This window comes from Rhodobacter sp., from assembly GCA_020637515.1.
GTDB lineage: Bacteria > Pseudomonadota > Alphaproteobacteria > Rhodobacterales > Rhodobacteraceae > Pararhodobacter.
Genome location: JACKKG010000001.1, coordinates 2,277,893 through 2,292,752, shown reverse-complemented (window position 1 = coordinate 2,292,752; position 14,860 = coordinate 2,277,893). Strand labels below are relative to the sequence as shown.

Below are 14,860 nucleotides of genomic sequence, written 5' to 3'. Positions count from 1 at the left end.
GCAGGCCTCGGTCAGGGAAAGAAGATGTCGGCGGCGGGGATCGCGCGGCGGCCCTGCGGCGTGCGCAGCACCAGCGCGCCGGTGTCGTCGATCGTGTCGAACACGCCCTGCGTTTCCTCGGTCACGGTGCGGGCGATGATGGGTTCGCCAAGCCGCGTGGCGCGCGCCAGAAAAGCCGCGCGAACCGGCGCGAACCCATACGTCGCAAGCCGCGTCTCCCAGCGGGAAAAGGCCGGGCCGAGGTGGTCGAGCAGCCGCGCCGCACTCAGCGTGAGGCCGGTCTCGGATCGCAGGTTCACGGGCGCAAAGGCCGCCGCCGGGTCGGGCTGAGGCGAGGCGCGCAGATTGACGCCGATGCCCAGCGACAGAACCCCGGCCCCGGGGCTTTCCAGCAAGATGCCCGACAACTTGCCCCCGTTGAGCAGCACATCGTTGGGCCATTTCAGCGCGAAAGCGGTGTCCAGCCCGGTCAGCGCCGTCAGCGCCTCGTGCAGGGCCAGCGCGGCGGTGAAGCTGCGCAGGGCCAGGCGCGCGGGCGGATCGCTCAGCCGCATCACCAGGGTCGCGGCGAAATTGCCGGCCGGATCGGTCCAGACCCGTCCGCGGCGGCCACGCCCGGCGGTCTGGCGTTCGGCCAGGATCCACAGCGGCCGCGTCAGCCCGGGCAGGCGGCGCGAGGCCTCCAGCATGGTGCTGTCCACTTCGGGCAACACCAGCCGGTCATAGGCCTCGGGCCAGGTTGGGTCAGTGGACAAGCGCCTGCGCCGCGATCGCCGCTGCTCCTTCCATGCCGAACAGGTTGAACACGCCCAGCAACGTCAGCGCCGCGGCGGCCAGCGTCAGCCAGCGTTGCGAAGGGGCGATGTCGTTGTCCAGGGGATCGGATTCGGCGCCGAAATACATGAGATAGACGATGCGCAGATAGTAGAACGCGCCGATCACCGACGAGATCACGCCGATCACCGCCAGGGTGATCCAGCCCGTCCCCACCGCCGCCGCCAGCACCGTCAGTTTCGCCCAGAAACCCAGGAGAGGCGGCACGCCCGCCAGGCTGAACATCAAGATCAGCACCGCCAGCGCCTGCATCGGCTGGGTTTTCGACAACAGGTTCAGGTCGTCGATGCGGACCACCGGGCGACCTTCGCGGCGCAGCGTCAGGATGAAGGCAAAGACCCCGACCGTCATGATCAGATAGATCGCCATGTAAAGCAGCGTCGCCTTGACCCCGGCCTGGTTGCCCGCGGTCAGGCCCAGCAGCGCGAAGCCCATGTGCGAGATCGACGAATAGGCCATCAGGCGCTTCAGGTTGCGCTGGCTCAGCGCGCCGATCGCCCCCACGACCATCGACAGACCCGCCAGCACCGCCAGGATCTGCGCCCAGTCGGCGGGCGCGCCGCCAAAGCCCTGTTGCACCAGCCGCGCCAACAGCGCCATGGCGGCCAGCTTGGGCGCGGTGGCGAAGAAGGCGGTGACCGGGGTCGGCGCCCCCTCGTAGACGTCGGGCGTCCACATGTGGAACGGCACGGCCGAGATCTTGAACGCCAGCCCGGCCAGCATGAACGCCAGCCCCATCAACAGGCCGACCGCCAGGTGCCCGCCCTCGACGGTCGAGGCGATCCCCGCGAACCGGGTGGTCCCGGCATAGCCATAGGTCAGCGACGCGCCATAGAGCAGCAGCCCCGAGGCCAGCGCGCCCAGCACGAAATACTTGAGCCCCGCCTCGGTCGCACGCACGCTGTCGCGGCGGATCGCCGCCAGCACGTAGAGCGCCAGCGATTGCAGTTCCAGCCCCATGTAAAGGGTCAGCAGGTCGTCCGCCGACACCATCACCATCATGCCGACCGTCGCCAGCGTGACAAGGATCGGATACTCGAATCGCATCATCTTCTGGCGCTCGAGATAATCGATGCCCATCACCAGCACGGCGGCACCGGCGGCCAGAATCGCCACCTTGGCGAAGCGCGCGAACCCGTCATCGAGGAAGAGCCCGCCAAAGGCGGACTGGGCGCCCGGCTCGCGCACGCCGACCATCACCGCCACCAGCGCAAAGACGGCAACCGTCGCCCAGGTCAGCGGCAAGGCCAGCCGGTCCTTGCCGAAATAGGCGCCGGCCATCAATGCCACCATCGCCCAGAGCGACAGCAGGATTTCGGGCAGCGCGATCGAAAGATCAACCGAGGTCATCGGAACGGGCCTTTCAGTGACTGGGGGCCGCGTGGGCGGCGGCATGGGTCACCGCCTCGGCAGTCGACCCGAGGTCGGTGCCGTTCGCAGCGTGATAGTGGGTGAGCAGCGCGGTGGTCGAGGGCGCGATGATGTCGGTCACCAGCGCCGGGTAGACGCCCAAAAGCAGGGTCATCGCCACCAGCGGCGCGAACATCAGCTTTTCGCGCGTGTCGAGATCGGCGATGGATTTCAGGCTGTCCTTGATAAGCTGGCCGAACACCACCCGACGATAGAGCCACAGCGCATAGGCCGCCGAGAAGATCACCCCGGTCGCCGCCACCGTCGCAACCCAGGTATTGACCTGGAAGACCGCCATGAAGGTCAGGAATTCACCGACGAACCCCGAGGTGCCGGGCAGGCCGACGTTCGCCATGGTGAACAACATAAAGACCGCCGCATAGACCGGCATCCGGCTGACGATGCCGCCATAGGCCTCGATGTCGCGGGTGTGCATCCGGTCATAGACGACCCCCACGCACAGGAACAATGCGCCGGACACGAACCCGTGGCTGAGCATCTGGAAGATGGCGCCGTCGATGCCTTGCTGATTTGCCGTGAAAATGCCCATGGTCACAAAGCCCATGTGTGCGACCGACGAATAGGCCACCAGCTTCTTCATGTCGTCTTGAACCAGCGCCACCAACGAGCCGTAGACGATGGCGATCGCGCTGAGCCACAGCACGAAGGGCGTCAACAGGTCCGAGGCGACCGGGAACATCGGCAGCGAAAACCGCAGGAAACCATAGCCGCCCATCTTCAACAGCACCGCCGCCAGCACGACCGAACCCGCGGTCGGCGCCTGAACGTGCGCGTCGGGCAACCAGGTGTGGACCGGCCACATCGGCATCTTCACCGCGAAGGACGCAAAAAAGGCCAGGAACATCAGCGTCTGTGCGCCGCCGGCGATCTGCCAGCCCAGCAGCGTGATCGGGCCGGCATCGAACGAATGGTTCAGCAGCGTCGGAATGTCGCTCGTGCCCGCCTGGGTGTACATGTAGATCATCGCCACCAGCATCAGCACCGAGCCGACAAAGGTGTAGAGGAAGAACTTGAACGCCGCGTAGATGCGGTCCTTGCCGCCCCAGATGCCGATGATCAGGAACATCGGGATCAGGCCCGCCTCGAAGAACAGGTAGAACAGCACCAGGTCCAGCGCCGTGAACACGCCGATCATCAGCGTTTCCAGCAGCAGGAAGGCGATCATGTATTCCTTGACGCGGGTTTTCACCCCCCAGCAGGCGCCGATGGTGATCGGCATCAGGAAGGTGGTGAGCATGACGAACAGCATCGAGATACCGTCCACGCCCAGCTTGTAGGTCAGCCCCATGATCCAGGCGTGTTCCTCGACGAACTGGAAGTCGGTGTTCGACGGATCGAAGCTGAACAGCATGATCAGCGAGATCAGGAAGGTCGCCCCCGTCGCCACCAGCGCCAGCCATTTGGCATTGCGCTGCGCGGTCTCGTCCTCGCCATGCAGGAACACCGCCCCGATCAGGGCCGCCGCCGCCGGCAGGAAGGTGATGATGGACAGAAGGTTCAACATCAGTGCGCCCCTCCGGTGAGCGTAACATAGGTGACCAGCGCGGCGATCCCCAGGACCATCGCAAAGGCATAGGTGTAGAGATAACCGGACTGGGCACGGGCATAGGCGCGGTTCAGCATGGGCATGACCCCCAGCGCCAGACCGTTCAGGAACCCGTCGATCACGCGTCCGTCGCCGCGCTTCCACAGGAAGCGGCCGATGGCCAGCGTCGGGCGCACGAAGATCGCGTCGTAGATCTCGTCGAAATACCACTTGTTCAGCAGGAAACGGTAGGCAATCGGCTGGTTCGCGGCCAGTTTCGCGGGCGTCTCGGGCTTCCAGATGTAGAAGATCCACGCCAGCACAAAGCCCACCAGCATTGCCAGGAACGGCGCCAGCTTGGTCAGCCAGCCCAGATGCTCATGCGCGTTCTCCAGCGTATCGTTGCCGGGCAGCATGGCGATCGAATGGCCAAAGAACGCGTGGATGCCCTCGTGCGAGCCGAAGAACGGTGCATACCAGACCATGCCGGCAAACACCGCGCCGACGGCCAGGACGCCCAGCGGGATCAGCATGATCATCGGGCTTTCATGCGCGTGATCGTGCGTGTGATGATCGCCGCGCGGCGCGCCGTAGAAGGTCAGGAAGATCAGCCGCCAGCTGTAGAACGAGGTCATCGCCGCCGCCGCCACCAGGATCACATAGGCATAGGTCGCCCCGCCGCCCATCGCGCTCTCGATGATCGCGTCCTTGGACACGAAACCGGCAAAGCCGATATGGGTGAACGGGATGCCGACGCCGGTGATCGCCAACGTGCCGATCATCATCGCGGCAAAGGTATAGGGCAGCTTCTTGCGCAGGCCGCCATAGTTGCGCATGTCCTGCTCGTGGTGCATCCCGTGGATGACCGAGCCCGCGCCGAGGAACAGCATCGCCTTGAAGAAGGCGTGCGTCAGCAGGTGGAACATGGCGACCGAATAGACGCCGACGCCCGCGGCCACGAACATGTAGCCCAGCTGCGAACAGGTCGAATAGGCGATCACGCGCTTGATGTCGTTCTGCACCAACCCCACCGTCGCCGCGAAGAACGCGGTGAGCGACCCGATCAGCACGATGAAGCTGCGCGTGTCTGCGGCGTATTCCATCAGGGGCGACATGCGCGCCACCAGGAAGACGCCCGCGGTCACCATGGTCGCGGCGTGGATCAGCGCGGAAACCGGGGTCGGGCCTTCCATCGCGTCGGGCAACCAGGTGTGCAGGAACAGTTGCGCCGATTTGCCCATGGCGCCGATGAACAGGAAGAAACAGGCCGTGTTCAGCGCGTTCCAGTCGGTCCACAGGAAGTGGATCTGCACCTGCGACAGGGCCTCGGCCTGGTGGAAGATCGTGTCGAAGCTGATCGAATCCGCCAGGAAATACAGCATCATGATGCCGATGATGAAGCCGAAATCACCGACCCGGTTGACGATGAAGGCCTTCATCGCCGCAGCCGAGGCCGACTGCTTCTTCCAGTAGAATCCGATCAGCAGATAGGACGCGAGACCCACACCCTCCCAGCCAAAGAAGATCTGCACCAGGTTGTCGGCCGTCACCAGCATCAGCATGGCAAAGGTGAACAGCGACAGATAGGCGAAAAAGCGCGCGCGGTAGTGTTCGGACTGGGTCCAGTTGTCGTCATGCGCCATGTAGCCGAAGCTGTAGAGATGCACGAGCGCCGACACGGTGGTCACGACGATCAGCATCACCGTGGTCAGCCGGTCCAGCCGGATCCCCCAGTCGCCGACCAGCGTGCCCACGTCGAGAAACCTCAGCACCTGGATCGAGGTCGCCTGCCCGTCATAGGTCAGAAACAGCGTCCAGGACAGGATTGCGGACAGGAACAGAAGGGCGGTGGCGATCACCATCCCGGTTTTCTCGCCGATCATCCGCCAGAACAGCCCGCAGATGATCGCGCCCACCAAGGGAGCAAAGAGAAGCGTCGTCGCCATAGCCCTCAGCCTTTCATCACGTTGACGTCTTCGACGTCGATCGTGCCGCGGTTTCTAAAGAAGGTGACCAGGATCGCCAGGCCGATCGCCGCCTCGGCCGCCGCGACGGTGAGCACGAACATGGTGAACACCTGACCCACCAGGTCGTTCAGTCCCAGATGGCTGGAAAAGGCGACCAGGTTGATGTTGACCGACAGCAGGATCAGTTCGATCGACATCAAGATGACGATCACGTTCTTCCGGTTCAGGAAGATCCCGAAAATCCCGATGACGAACAGCGCCGCCGCCACCGTCAGGTAATGCTCAAGTCCCACCATTTCATTCCCTCGTCAGCGGCCTGGCCGCCTGTCATCGTTGCGTAGGGTGCGTGCTGGCACGCACCGTCCGTCGCCTTACAGCCCCTGGCCCGGCTTCACGTCCTTCAGTTCCATCGCCTTGGCCGGATCGCGCCACATCTGGTGCAGCACGTTCTGGCGCTTCACGTCGGTGCGATGGCGCAGCGTCAGCACGATCGCCCCGATCATCGCCACCAGCAGGATCAGCCCGGCCAGCTGGAACAGCAGGAAATACTGGTCGAAAATCAGCATCCCCAGCGCGCGGGTGTTGTCCATCTGCGCCAGGTCGGGCGTCACCGCCTGCCGCAGCTCGGGCGCGCCGACCGCCGTGCCCCAGGCGCCGTAGAGCAGCGCCAGTTGCATCAGGATCACCACCCCCACCACCGAAGCCAGCGGGAAATAGCGCGCCATCTCGGCCTTCAGTTCGGCAAAGTCGATGTCCAGCATCATCACGACGAACAGGAACAGAACCATGACCGCGCCGACATAGACGATCATCAGCAGCATCGCCAGGAACTCGGCCCCGGCCAGGACGAACAGCCCGGTCGCGGACAGGAAGGTCAGGATCAGCCACAGGACCGAGTGCACGGGGTTCCGGGCCGTGACGACCAGGAACGCCGCGATCACCGCGACGATGGCGAAGACGTAGAAGGCAAAATCGGCAACGCTCATGCGTCGTTCTCCTCGATCTCTGCAAAGACGGACTGGGCCAGATCCAGCGCCTTCTGCATGGCGGGCAATCCGCCGAACATGCTCATCTGCCAGATCACTTCCATGATCTCGCGTTGCGTGGCCCCCGCCTCGAGCGCATGGCGCACCGTCAGCTTGACCTGCGGCTCGGCCACGGCGCCCTGGGCGACCAGCGCCGCGAGCGTCACCAGAAGCCGGGTCTTGGCGTCCAGCCCCTCGCGGTTGAAGGCCTTGCCGAACCACATCTCCATCATGTCTTTCGACAGGGTCGGCACCAGCTTGTCGAATCCCGCCGCCTTGACCTGTTCCATCGCCGGATTGAAGGCGTGCAGCATCTCCTGCCCTGAGGCGAGCATCTGCTGGAACATCTTGGTATAGGCGTCGGTGTTCATGGCGGCGGTCCGGGTCTCAGCGATACGGGGCGTCCAGTTCCAGGTTGCGGGCGATCTCGGCCTCCCAGCGGGCGCCGTTATCGAGCAGCCTGGCCTTGTCGTAGAACAGCTCTTCGCGGGTCTCGGTCGCGAATTCGAAATTCGGTCCCTCGACGATGGCATCCACCGGACAGGCTTCCTGACAGAAACCGCAGTAGATGCATTTCGTCATGTCGATGTCGTAGCGCGTCGTGCGCCGACTGCCATCCTCGCGCGGTTCGGCGTCGATGGTGATCGCCTGCGCGGGGCAGATCGCCTCGCACAATTTGCAGGCAATGCAACGCTCCTCGCCGTTGGGATAGCGGCGCAGCGCGTGTTCGCCGCGAAACCGCGGGCTGAGCGGCCCCTTTTCATGCGGGTAGTTCAGCGTGGCCTTGGGCGCGAAGAAATACTTCAGCCCCAGCCCGAACCCTTTGAAAAAGTCGGCCAGCAGGAAGTATTTGACGGCACGGGTGACGTCCACGGTCATCATCAGCCTCCGATCGCCCAGCGGGCCCAGAATCCGCCAAGCACCTCAAATTTCGCAAGAAACGCCACCAGAACGACCCAGCCCAGCGACATCGGCAGGAACACTTTCCAGCCGATCCGCATCAGTTGGTCGTAGCGGTAGCGCGGCACGATGGCCTTCACCATCGAGAAGACGAAGAACGCGGCCAGCATCTTCAGGATCATCCAGTGGATGCCGTCGGGCAGGCCCGGGATCGGCGACAGCCAGCCGCCAAAGAACAAGAGCGAGACCAGCGCGCACATCAGCACCACCGCGACCAGTTCGCCGATCATGAACAGCAGGAACGGGGTCGAGGAGTATTCGACCTGATACCCCGCGACCAGTTCCGATTCGGCCTCGGGCAGGTCGAACGGCGGGCGGTTCGTTTCCGCCAGCGCCGAGATGAAGAACAGCACCATCATCGGCAGATGCGGGATGAAATACCAGTTCAGCAGCCCGTAATTGCCCTGCTGCGCGTGCACGATGTCGCTGAGGTTCATCGACCCGGTCGAGATGATCACGCCGATGATGATCAGACCGATCGACACCTCGTAGCTGATCATCTGCGCGGCCGAGCGCAGGCTGCCCAGGAACGGGTATTTCGAGTTCGACGCCCAGCCGCCCATGATGACGCCATACACCTCGAGCGACGAGATCGCGAAGATATAGAGGATCGCGACATTGACGTCCGACAGCACCCAGCCGTCGTCGAACGGGATCACCGCCCAGGCGACCAGCGCCATGACCAGCGACACCATCGGCGCCAGCAGGAACACCGCGCGATCCGCCCCGGCGGGAAAGATCACTTCCTTGACGATATACTTGATGAAATCGGCAAAGCTTTGCAGCAGACCAAAGGCGCCGACGATGTTCGGCCCCCGGCGCATCTGGACCGCGGCCCAGATCTTGCGGTCGGCATACATCAAAAACGCCAGCGCAACCAGAAGCGGCACGACGATCAGCAGGACCTGGCCGATGATCACCAGGAGCATCCCCAGGTAGGTATTGGTAAAGAAGTCAGCCATATCTCGTCCTCAGACCGTCGGTATCCCCTGTTCGGTGCAATCGGCCACCGTCACTTCCGCGTCGATGGTGCGACTGCCCCGGGGTAGCGCGGACGAGACGGTGTAGACCGCATCCGCCCGCCAAAGACCACCCTGTTGTGTCACATTCGTCCGAACGTGGCGGGCAAAGCCCATGCCCCGGATCAGCGCGTATTGCGCCGCCGCACAGCGGGCATAGGCGATCACGTCGGACGCGCCGCGCGCGCCCTCCATCGCCACGTTGAAATTCACCAGTTCGCCGTCCAGAAGCCGGGTCTCGATCCCCCGGTAGACAGCGTTCTCGGGCGCGCCCATGACCCCGTCGCCCGGCTGCGGCGCCGCCGTGACGCAGCCCGCCAGCCCGATCAGGGCCAGCGCCAGGCTCAGGATCTGGGGCGCGCGCCGGGTCATGTCATTCGGCCGCCAGGGCGGTTTCGCCCCGCGCCTTTGCCAGGGCGCTGAGTTCGGCCATCAGCCCCGAGGCCCGGGCGATCGGATTGGTCAGGTAGAAATCGGCCACCACGTTGCGGAAGCTGGCGTCGCCCAGGCTGTCGGCCGGCAGGGGCTGCCAGGTGTTCTCGGGCACCTCGTCGATCCCTTCCAGATGGGGCACCGCCGCGACCAGCGCCGTGCGCAGGGCGCCCAGGCTGTCCCAGGGCAGAACCTTTTTCACCTCGGCCGACAGGGCGCGCAGGATGGCCCAGTTTTCCTTGGCCTCGCCCGGTGCGAAGCCGGCGCGCAGCGCCAGTTGCGGGCGCCCCTCGGTGTTGACGAACAGGCCCGCTTCCTCGGTATAGGCGGCGGCCGGCAGGATCAGGTCGGCGCGGTGCGCGCCCCGGTCGCCATGGCTGCCCTGATAGATCACGAAGGGCCCGGCGTCGATGTCCAGCTCGTCGGCGCCCAGGTTGAAGATCACGTCCGCACCCTCGGTCGCGGCTTGCAGCCCGCCCTCGGTCACCGCGCCGACGTCCAGCGCGCCGACCCGGCCCGCAGCGGTGTGCAGCACCATGAACTTCGAACCGGCGGCCTCGGCCATGGTCATGCATGTGCCCAGAACGGCGGCGCCATCGGCCTCGCGCAGGGCGCCCTGCCCGACGATCATCACGCCGCGCACCCCCTGCTTTTCGGCGTGGTCCATCGCCGCCAGCGCGGCCAGCGCGGCGCGGTCGGTGCCGATGTGGCTGTAATCATAGGTCAGGTCCGCCGGCGCGCCGATCAGCGCCACCTTGGCCCCCTTGAGCCAGGCCTTGCGGATGCGCGCGTTCAGAACCGGGGCCTCGTCGCGCGGATTGGTGCCGATCAGGAGGATCATCTGCGCATCGTCGATATCCGCGATCGTCGCATTGCCGACATAGGCCGAGCGGTTGCCCGCCGGAACGCGGCTGCCATCCACCCGGCATTCGACCGATCCGCCCAGCGATTCCACCAGCGTTTTCAACGAAAACGCCGCCTCGACCGGGGCCAGGTCACCGATCAGGCCGGCCAGCTTCCTGGCGCCTTTCATCCGCTTTCCGGCCAGCTCCAGCGCCTCGGTCCAGGTGGCCTTGCGCAGGCGGCCCCCCTCGCGGATGTAGGGCACATCCAGGCGCTGACGCTTCAGCCCGTCCCAGATGAACCGCGTCTTGTCGCTGATCCATTCCTCGTTCACGTCGTCATGGTTGCGGGGCACGATGCGCATCACTTCGCGGCCCTTGGTATCGACGCGGATGTTGGACCCCAGCGCGTCCATCACGTCGATGGTTTCCGTCTTGGTCAGTTCCCACGGGCGCGCGGTGAACGCGTAGGGCCGCGACACCAGCGCCCCCACCGGGCACAGGTCGATGATATTGCCTTGCAGGTTCGACGCCAGCGTCTGGTTCAGATAGCTGGTGATCTCGCTGTCCTCGCCGCGGCCGGTCTGGCCCATCTGGGTGATGCCCGCGACCTCGGTCGTGAACCGCACGCAGCGGGTGCAGGAGATGCAGCGCGTCATGTGGGTTTCGACCAGCGGACCCAGATTCAGGTCGTCGGCGGCGCGCTTGGGCTCGCGGTAGCGGCTGAAATCGACGCCATAGGCCATCGCCTGGTCTTGCAGGTCGCATTCGCCGCCCTGGTCGCAGATCGGGCAATCCAGCGGGTGGTTGATGAGCAGGAACTCCATCACCCCCTCGCGGGCCTTTTTCACCATGGGCGAGTTGGTCTTGACGACCGGAGGTTCACCGTTCGGACCCGGGCGCAGGTCCTTCACCTGCATCGCGCAAGAGGCCGCGGGCTTGGGCGGGCCGCCGACCACCTCGACCAGGCACATGCGACAGTTGCCGGCGATCGACAGCCGCTCGTGGTAGCAAAAGCGCGGCACCTCGACCCCGGCCACTTCGCAGGCCTGGATAAGGGTCATCGCCGGGTGAACCTCGATCTCGCGGCCGTCGATGATGATCTTGCGAAGCTCTGACATGGCTTACCTTGCTCTCAGAAGTTCACCGGCCTCGGTGCCGGCCGCGATCTCGGCATGGCCGAGCGCGCAATAGGTGTCGGGCTGTCCCTCGCGCACACCGTGGCGCGCGAAATAGGCCCCTATCTCGGCGCGCAGACGCGCCTCGGTGGTGGCGTGGGTCTGAAAGGCGCGGATCTCGGCCCGGGAATAGCCGTGGTCGCGCGCCCGGTTGTAGACGCTCCACACAAAGCTGGTGGCGCGCAGGGTGCGGGCCTCGATCGCGGGGCAGTTGGCCCGGATCTGATCGGCCAGCGCCAGGGTGTAGAGCCCGCCCCAGACCTGCGGATCGCCGGCCAGGGTGGCGTTGATTTCCTCTTGCGTCGCGGCCTGGACCGGCGCGGCGAGGGCAAGGGCGAACAGCGGGATCAGCAGCAGACGTTTCATCGTGCGCACGCCCCATGAAAACCCAGCCAGCCGTTGCGGATCCAGTGCCCGCGGGACTGGCGGTTGAACACGCGACCGGTTTCCTCGCACAGGCCGGCGGCGATGACGGCGGCGGCGTCGCGGTCTGCCTCGGTCAGGGCACGGCCGTCGCGCGAGGTGATGGTGATCGTCGTATCGAGGTTGCCCGACCCCGGCATCCCAAAGCCGGACAGGACACTGTAGCCACCGGTCATCAGCCGGTAATAGCTCCAGGTGCTGCCCAACCCCTGGGCACTCTGCGGATGCTGCGCAAGGGCCGGCGCAGCCAGCCCCAGCGACAGAAGAACAAGAAACAGGACTTTCATGGCACTTTCTCCAATCCGGCGCGACACGGCGCCCGGACCGGATACCACGGAATGCCGATCACCCCCGATCACAGCCGCGCAAGTCACCGCCCCGGTCGCGGGGACCCGGCGGTTTGGCGCTGCAATCTGGGGCGAACGCGCGGTCATTGGCGGTTACTCGGCCGCAACGGCCGAAACGCGGCCGGTCTTCCGGGCGCGGATGCGGTCCTCGATCACGTCGCGGAAATTGCGGATGAGGCCCTGGATCGGCCAGGCGGCGGCATCGCCGAGGGCGCAGATCGTATGCCCCTCGACCTGCTTGGTCACCGACAGCAGCATGTCGATTTCCTCGATCTCGGCCTCGCCCTTCACCAGGCGGTCCATGACGCGCATCATCCAGCCGGTGCCCTCGCGGCAGGGGGTGCACTGGCCGCAGCTTTCATGCTTGTAGAAGGACGACAGCCGCCAGATCGCTTTGACGATGTCGGTGGATTTGTCCATCACGATCACCGCCGCCGTGCCCAGGCCCGATTGCAGGTCGTTGCGCAGATAGTCGAAATCCATGACCGCATCGCGCATCTTTTCGCCGCGCACGCAGGGCACCGAGGAACCGCCGGGGATCACCGCCAGCAGATTGTCCCAGCCGCCGCGAATGCCGCCGCAGTGCTTTTCGATCAGCTCTTCAAAGGGGATCGACATCGCCTCTTCGACGACGCAGGGGTTGTTCACATGGCCCGAGATCGCGAACAGCTTGGTGCCGGCGTTGTTCGGACGGCCAAAGCCCGCGAACCAGGCGCCGCCCCGGCGCAGGATGGTCGGCACGACGGCGATGGATTCGACGTTGTTCACCGTCGTCGGGCAGCCATAGAGACCCGCGCCGGCCGGGAACGGCGGCTTCATGCGCGGCATCCCCTTGCGGCCTTCCAGGCTTTCCAGCAGCGCGGTTTCCTCGCCGCAGATATAGGCGCCCGCGCCGTGATGCAGATATAGGTCGAAATCCCAGCCCGACCTGGCCGCATTGCGGCCCAGCAGGCCGGCCTCATAGGCCTCGTCGATGGCGGCTTGCAGGGCCTCGCGCTCGCGGATGTATTCGCCGCGGATGTAGATGTAGCAGGCGTGCGCCCCCATCGCGAACGAGGCGATCAGGCAGCCCTCGACCAGCGTATGCGGGTCGTGGCGCATGATCTCGCGGTCCTTGCAGGTGCCGGGTTCGGATTCGTCGGCGTTGACCACCAGATAGGCCGGGCGCCCGTCCGATTCCTTGGGCATGAAGGACCATTTCAACCCGGTCGGGAAGCCAGCGCCCCCGCGCCCGCGCAAGCCCGACTGCTTCATCTCGTTGACGATCCAGTCGCGGCCCTTGGCGATGATGTCCTTGGTGCCATCCCAGTGCCCGCGCGCCATTGCGCCTTTCAGCGAACGGTCGTGCATCCCGTAGATGTTGGTAAAGATCCGGTCCTGATCCTTAAGCATCGCCTCAATCCTTCCTGTCCCGGCGTGCACGCCAGAGCCCGAATAACAACCACAGCCCCATCGTGAACCCGGCGAGTGCCGCCAGGTCGAAGAAGGCCAGGGTCCGCTGGGTCCAGCCCAGCATGTCGCCCAGGGCGAGCGCCACGACCCAGAACAGACCCGACCCGGCAATGACGAGCGCCACGAGGCGCTTCTGCCGTTCCTGATCGTTGTTCCGGTTCATCGGCCCCTGCCCCCGTTCCGCCATCAATACACGTCGCCCTTGTCAACGCGCCTGGAAAACTCGGTCTCGCCACCCTGGGCCAGGTGCCGGGCCTGTTCGACCCAGGCATCGCGGCTCACACGGCCCTTGAACCCTTCGAGGTTGGCATCCATCCAGGCGACCTCTTGCGCCGTCCAGGCGGCGATCTGGTCGAAGTGGAAGAACCCCAGACGGTTGCACAATTGTTCCAGCTTGGGGCCGATGCCCTTGATCCGCTTCAGATCGTCGGCCTGCCCACCGCGCGCCGCCTCGAGCGCGGCGGGGCGGCGCTGGTCGGCTTCGGCCACCGCGGGCGCAGCCGCCGGTGCAGGCGCGGGCGCGGGTGCAGGTGCAGGCGCGTCGGCCTTGGCCGCGTTGGCGGCGATATCGGCGTCCTTGGCCGTGTTCGCGGCGCCCAGACGCGGCGAGACCGGCTTGCCATCCGCACGGGTCGCGGCGCGCGGCTTGTCGTCCTGACCATCGCGCCAGGGCGTCAGCAGCGGCACCTCGGTGCCGTCGATGCGTTTGACCGTGTCGCCAAGCGCCACCGCGCGGCCCACCGATCCGTTATGCGCCTCGGCGCGCTCGCCCTCGGTCAATGCCGTCAGCCCGGACCGCGGCTCCGAGGCGAAGCGGCCATTCTGCGGGCCCGGCGTGGGCACGCGACCCGCCGCCAGTTCATCGAGAATCCAGGCGAATTTCTCGGCCGTGAGGTCCTCGTAATAATCCTTGCCGATCTGCACCATCGGCGCATTGGCGCAGGCGCCCAGGCATTCGACCTCTTCCCAGGTGAACTTGCCATCGGCCGAGCGGGTGTAGGGCGCGGCGGCGATCTTGTCCTTGCAGACGGCAATCAGATCCTCGGCCCCGCAGATCAGGCACGAGGTCGTGCCGCAGACCTGCACATGCGCCACGTCGCCCGTGGGCTGAAGCTGGAACATGAAATAGAAGGTCGCGACCTCGAGCGCGCGGATATAGGCCATGCCCAGCATGTCGGCGACGGTTTCGATCGCCGGACGGGTCAGCCAGCCCTCCTGCTCTTGCGCGCGCCACAGCAGCGGGATGATCGCCGAGGCCTGGCGCCCCTCGGGGTATTTGCTGATCTGCCCCTCGGCCCAGGCCTGGTTCGCGGGGGTGAAGGCAAAGCTTGCCGGCTGTTCGTGATGCAGGCGACGTAGCATCATTGCGCTCCTGACTGGCGCCGGAACCCGCGCGCGGGCCCCGGGGTAACGAGACGCGCCACC

The 14,860-nt window shown here is 65.6% G+C and carries 16 protein-coding genes; all 16 read right to left on the bottom strand.

Annotated features, from left to right (window positions below; translation table 11 throughout):
* Positions 1-11 precede the first annotated feature (11 nt).
* Entirely contained in the window at positions 12-755 is a 744-nt protein-coding gene (locus H6900_11285) for a biotin--[acetyl-CoA-carboxylase] ligase (GenBank protein MCC0073858.1), read from the bottom strand.
* Entirely contained in the window at positions 745-2,184 is a 1,440-nt protein-coding gene (gene nuoN / locus H6900_11280) for an NADH-quinone oxidoreductase subunit NuoN (protein MCC0073857.1), read from the bottom strand. Before nuoN ends, H6900_11285 begins: the two co-directional genes overlap by 11 nt.
* 13 nt (positions 2,185-2,197) lie before the next feature.
* Positions 2,198-3,769, bottom strand: a complete 1,572-nt coding sequence (locus tag H6900_11275) for an NADH-quinone oxidoreductase subunit M (GenBank protein ID MCC0073856.1) — start codon at positions 3,767-3,769, stop codon at positions 2,198-2,200.
* Entirely contained in the window at positions 3,769-5,736 is a 1,968-nt protein-coding gene (nuoL, locus tag H6900_11270) for an NADH-quinone oxidoreductase subunit L (GenBank protein ID MCC0073855.1), read from the bottom strand. Before nuoL ends, H6900_11275 begins: the two co-directional genes overlap by 1 nt.
* 5 nt (positions 5,737-5,741) lie before the next feature.
* Entirely contained in the window at positions 5,742-6,053 is a 312-nt protein-coding gene (nuoK, locus tag H6900_11265; protein MCC0073854.1) for an NADH-quinone oxidoreductase subunit NuoK, read from the bottom strand.
* Positions 6,054-6,128: 75 nt separating this feature from the next.
* On the bottom strand, positions 6,129-6,743 hold the full coding sequence (locus H6900_11260) for an NADH-quinone oxidoreductase subunit J (protein ID MCC0073853.1): 615 nt from the start codon (positions 6,741-6,743) through the stop codon (positions 6,129-6,131).
* Entirely contained in the window at positions 6,740-7,153 is a 414-nt protein-coding gene (locus tag H6900_11255) for a carboxymuconolactone decarboxylase family protein (protein MCC0073852.1), read from the bottom strand. Before H6900_11255 ends, H6900_11260 begins: the two co-directional genes overlap by 4 nt.
* 16 nt (positions 7,154-7,169) lie before the next feature.
* The gene (nuoI, locus tag H6900_11250) at positions 7,170-7,664 is read right to left on the bottom strand and encodes an NADH-quinone oxidoreductase subunit NuoI (protein MCC0073851.1); all 495 of its coding nucleotides are present in this window, start codon (positions 7,662-7,664) and stop codon (positions 7,170-7,172) included.
* Entirely contained in the window at positions 7,664-8,704 is a 1,041-nt protein-coding gene (gene nuoH / locus H6900_11245; protein ID MCC0073850.1) for an NADH-quinone oxidoreductase subunit NuoH, read from the bottom strand. The genes nuoI and nuoH overlap by 1 nt, the downstream gene beginning before the upstream one ends.
* A 9-nt stretch (positions 8,705-8,713) precedes the next feature.
* Positions 8,714-9,133, bottom strand: a complete 420-nt coding sequence (locus H6900_11240; GenBank protein MCC0073849.1) for a hypothetical protein — start codon at positions 9,131-9,133, stop codon at positions 8,714-8,716.
* Position 9,134: 1 nt separating this feature from the next.
* Complete coding sequence (locus H6900_11235; protein MCC0073848.1) at positions 9,135-11,156, bottom strand: NADH-quinone oxidoreductase subunit G; 2,022 nt, start codon at positions 11,154-11,156, stop codon at positions 9,135-9,137.
* A 3-nt stretch (positions 11,157-11,159) separates the two neighbouring features.
* Positions 11,160-11,579 (bottom strand): DUF5333 domain-containing protein, encoded by a 420-nt coding sequence (locus tag H6900_11230; GenBank protein ID MCC0073847.1) that lies wholly within the window; start codon positions 11,577-11,579, stop codon positions 11,160-11,162.
* The gene (locus H6900_11225; GenBank protein MCC0073846.1) at positions 11,576-11,923 is read right to left on the bottom strand and encodes a hypothetical protein; all 348 of its coding nucleotides are present in this window, start codon (positions 11,921-11,923) and stop codon (positions 11,576-11,578) included. The genes H6900_11230 and H6900_11225 overlap by 4 nt, the downstream gene beginning before the upstream one ends.
* Before the next feature lie 153 nt (positions 11,924-12,076).
* Positions 12,077-13,375: an NADH-quinone oxidoreductase subunit NuoF gene (gene nuoF, locus H6900_11220; protein MCC0073845.1), complete on the bottom strand. Its 1,299-nt coding sequence runs from the start codon at positions 13,373-13,375 to the stop codon at positions 12,077-12,079.
* 4 nt (positions 13,376-13,379) lie between these two features.
* Positions 13,380-13,598, bottom strand: coding sequence for a DUF5337 domain-containing protein (locus tag H6900_11215; GenBank protein ID MCC0073844.1), 219 nt, complete (start codon positions 13,596-13,598; stop codon positions 13,380-13,382).
* A gap of 23 nt (positions 13,599-13,621) precedes the next feature.
* On the bottom strand, positions 13,622-14,797 hold the full coding sequence (locus H6900_11210; GenBank protein ID MCC0073843.1) for an NADH-quinone oxidoreductase subunit E: 1,176 nt from the start codon (positions 14,795-14,797) through the stop codon (positions 13,622-13,624).
* Positions 14,798-14,860 lie beyond the last annotated feature (63 nt).

What these genes read in the sequence shown, in the direction of transcription:
- H6900_11235 (MCC0073848.1), bottom strand. Translation starts at nt 11,156, where the DNA reads ATGTCAGAGCTTCGCAAGATCATCATCGACGGCCGCGAGATCGAGGTT.
- nuoN (MCC0073857.1), bottom strand. Translation starts at nt 2,184, where the DNA reads ATGACCTCGGTTGATCTTTCGATCGCGCTGCCCGAAATCCTGCTGTCG.
- H6900_11230 (MCC0073847.1), bottom strand. Translation starts at nt 11,579, where the DNA reads ATGAAACGTCTGCTGCTGATCCCGCTGTTCGCCCTTGCCCTCGCCGCG.
- nuoH (MCC0073850.1), bottom strand. Translation starts at nt 8,704, where the DNA reads ATGGCTGACTTCTTTACCAATACCTACCTGGGGATGCTCCTGGTGATC.
- H6900_11275 (MCC0073856.1), bottom strand. Translation starts at nt 3,769, where the DNA reads ATGTTGAACCTTCTGTCCATCATCACCTTCCTGCCGGCGGCGGCGGCC.
- nuoK (MCC0073854.1), bottom strand. Translation starts at nt 6,053, where the DNA reads ATGGTGGGACTTGAGCATTACCTGACGGTGGCGGCGGCGCTGTTCGTC.
- H6900_11215 (MCC0073844.1), bottom strand. Translation starts at nt 13,598, where the DNA reads ATGAACCGGAACAACGATCAGGAACGGCAGAAGCGCCTCGTGGCGCTC.
- H6900_11255 (MCC0073852.1), bottom strand. Translation starts at nt 7,153, where the DNA reads ATGAACACCGACGCCTATACCAAGATGTTCCAGCAGATGCTCGCCTCA.
- nuoF (MCC0073845.1), bottom strand. Translation starts at nt 13,375, where the DNA reads ATGCTTAAGGATCAGGACCGGATCTTTACCAACATCTACGGGATGCAC.
- H6900_11210 (MCC0073843.1), bottom strand. Translation starts at nt 14,797, where the DNA reads ATGCTACGTCGCCTGCATCACGAACAGCCGGCAAGCTTTGCCTTCACC.
- nuoI (MCC0073851.1), bottom strand. Translation starts at nt 7,664, where the DNA reads ATGATGACCGTGGACGTCACCCGTGCCGTCAAATACTTCCTGCTGGCC.
- H6900_11225 (MCC0073846.1), bottom strand. Translation starts at nt 11,923, where the DNA reads ATGAAAGTCCTGTTTCTTGTTCTTCTGTCGCTGGGGCTGGCTGCGCCG.
- H6900_11260 (MCC0073853.1), bottom strand. Translation starts at nt 6,743, where the DNA reads ATGAGCGTTGCCGATTTTGCCTTCTACGTCTTCGCCATCGTCGCGGTG.
- nuoL (MCC0073855.1), bottom strand. Translation starts at nt 5,736, where the DNA reads ATGGCGACGACGCTTCTCTTTGCTCCCTTGGTGGGCGCGATCATCTGC.
- H6900_11240 (MCC0073849.1), bottom strand. Translation starts at nt 9,133, where the DNA reads ATGACCCGGCGCGCGCCCCAGATCCTGAGCCTGGCGCTGGCCCTGATC.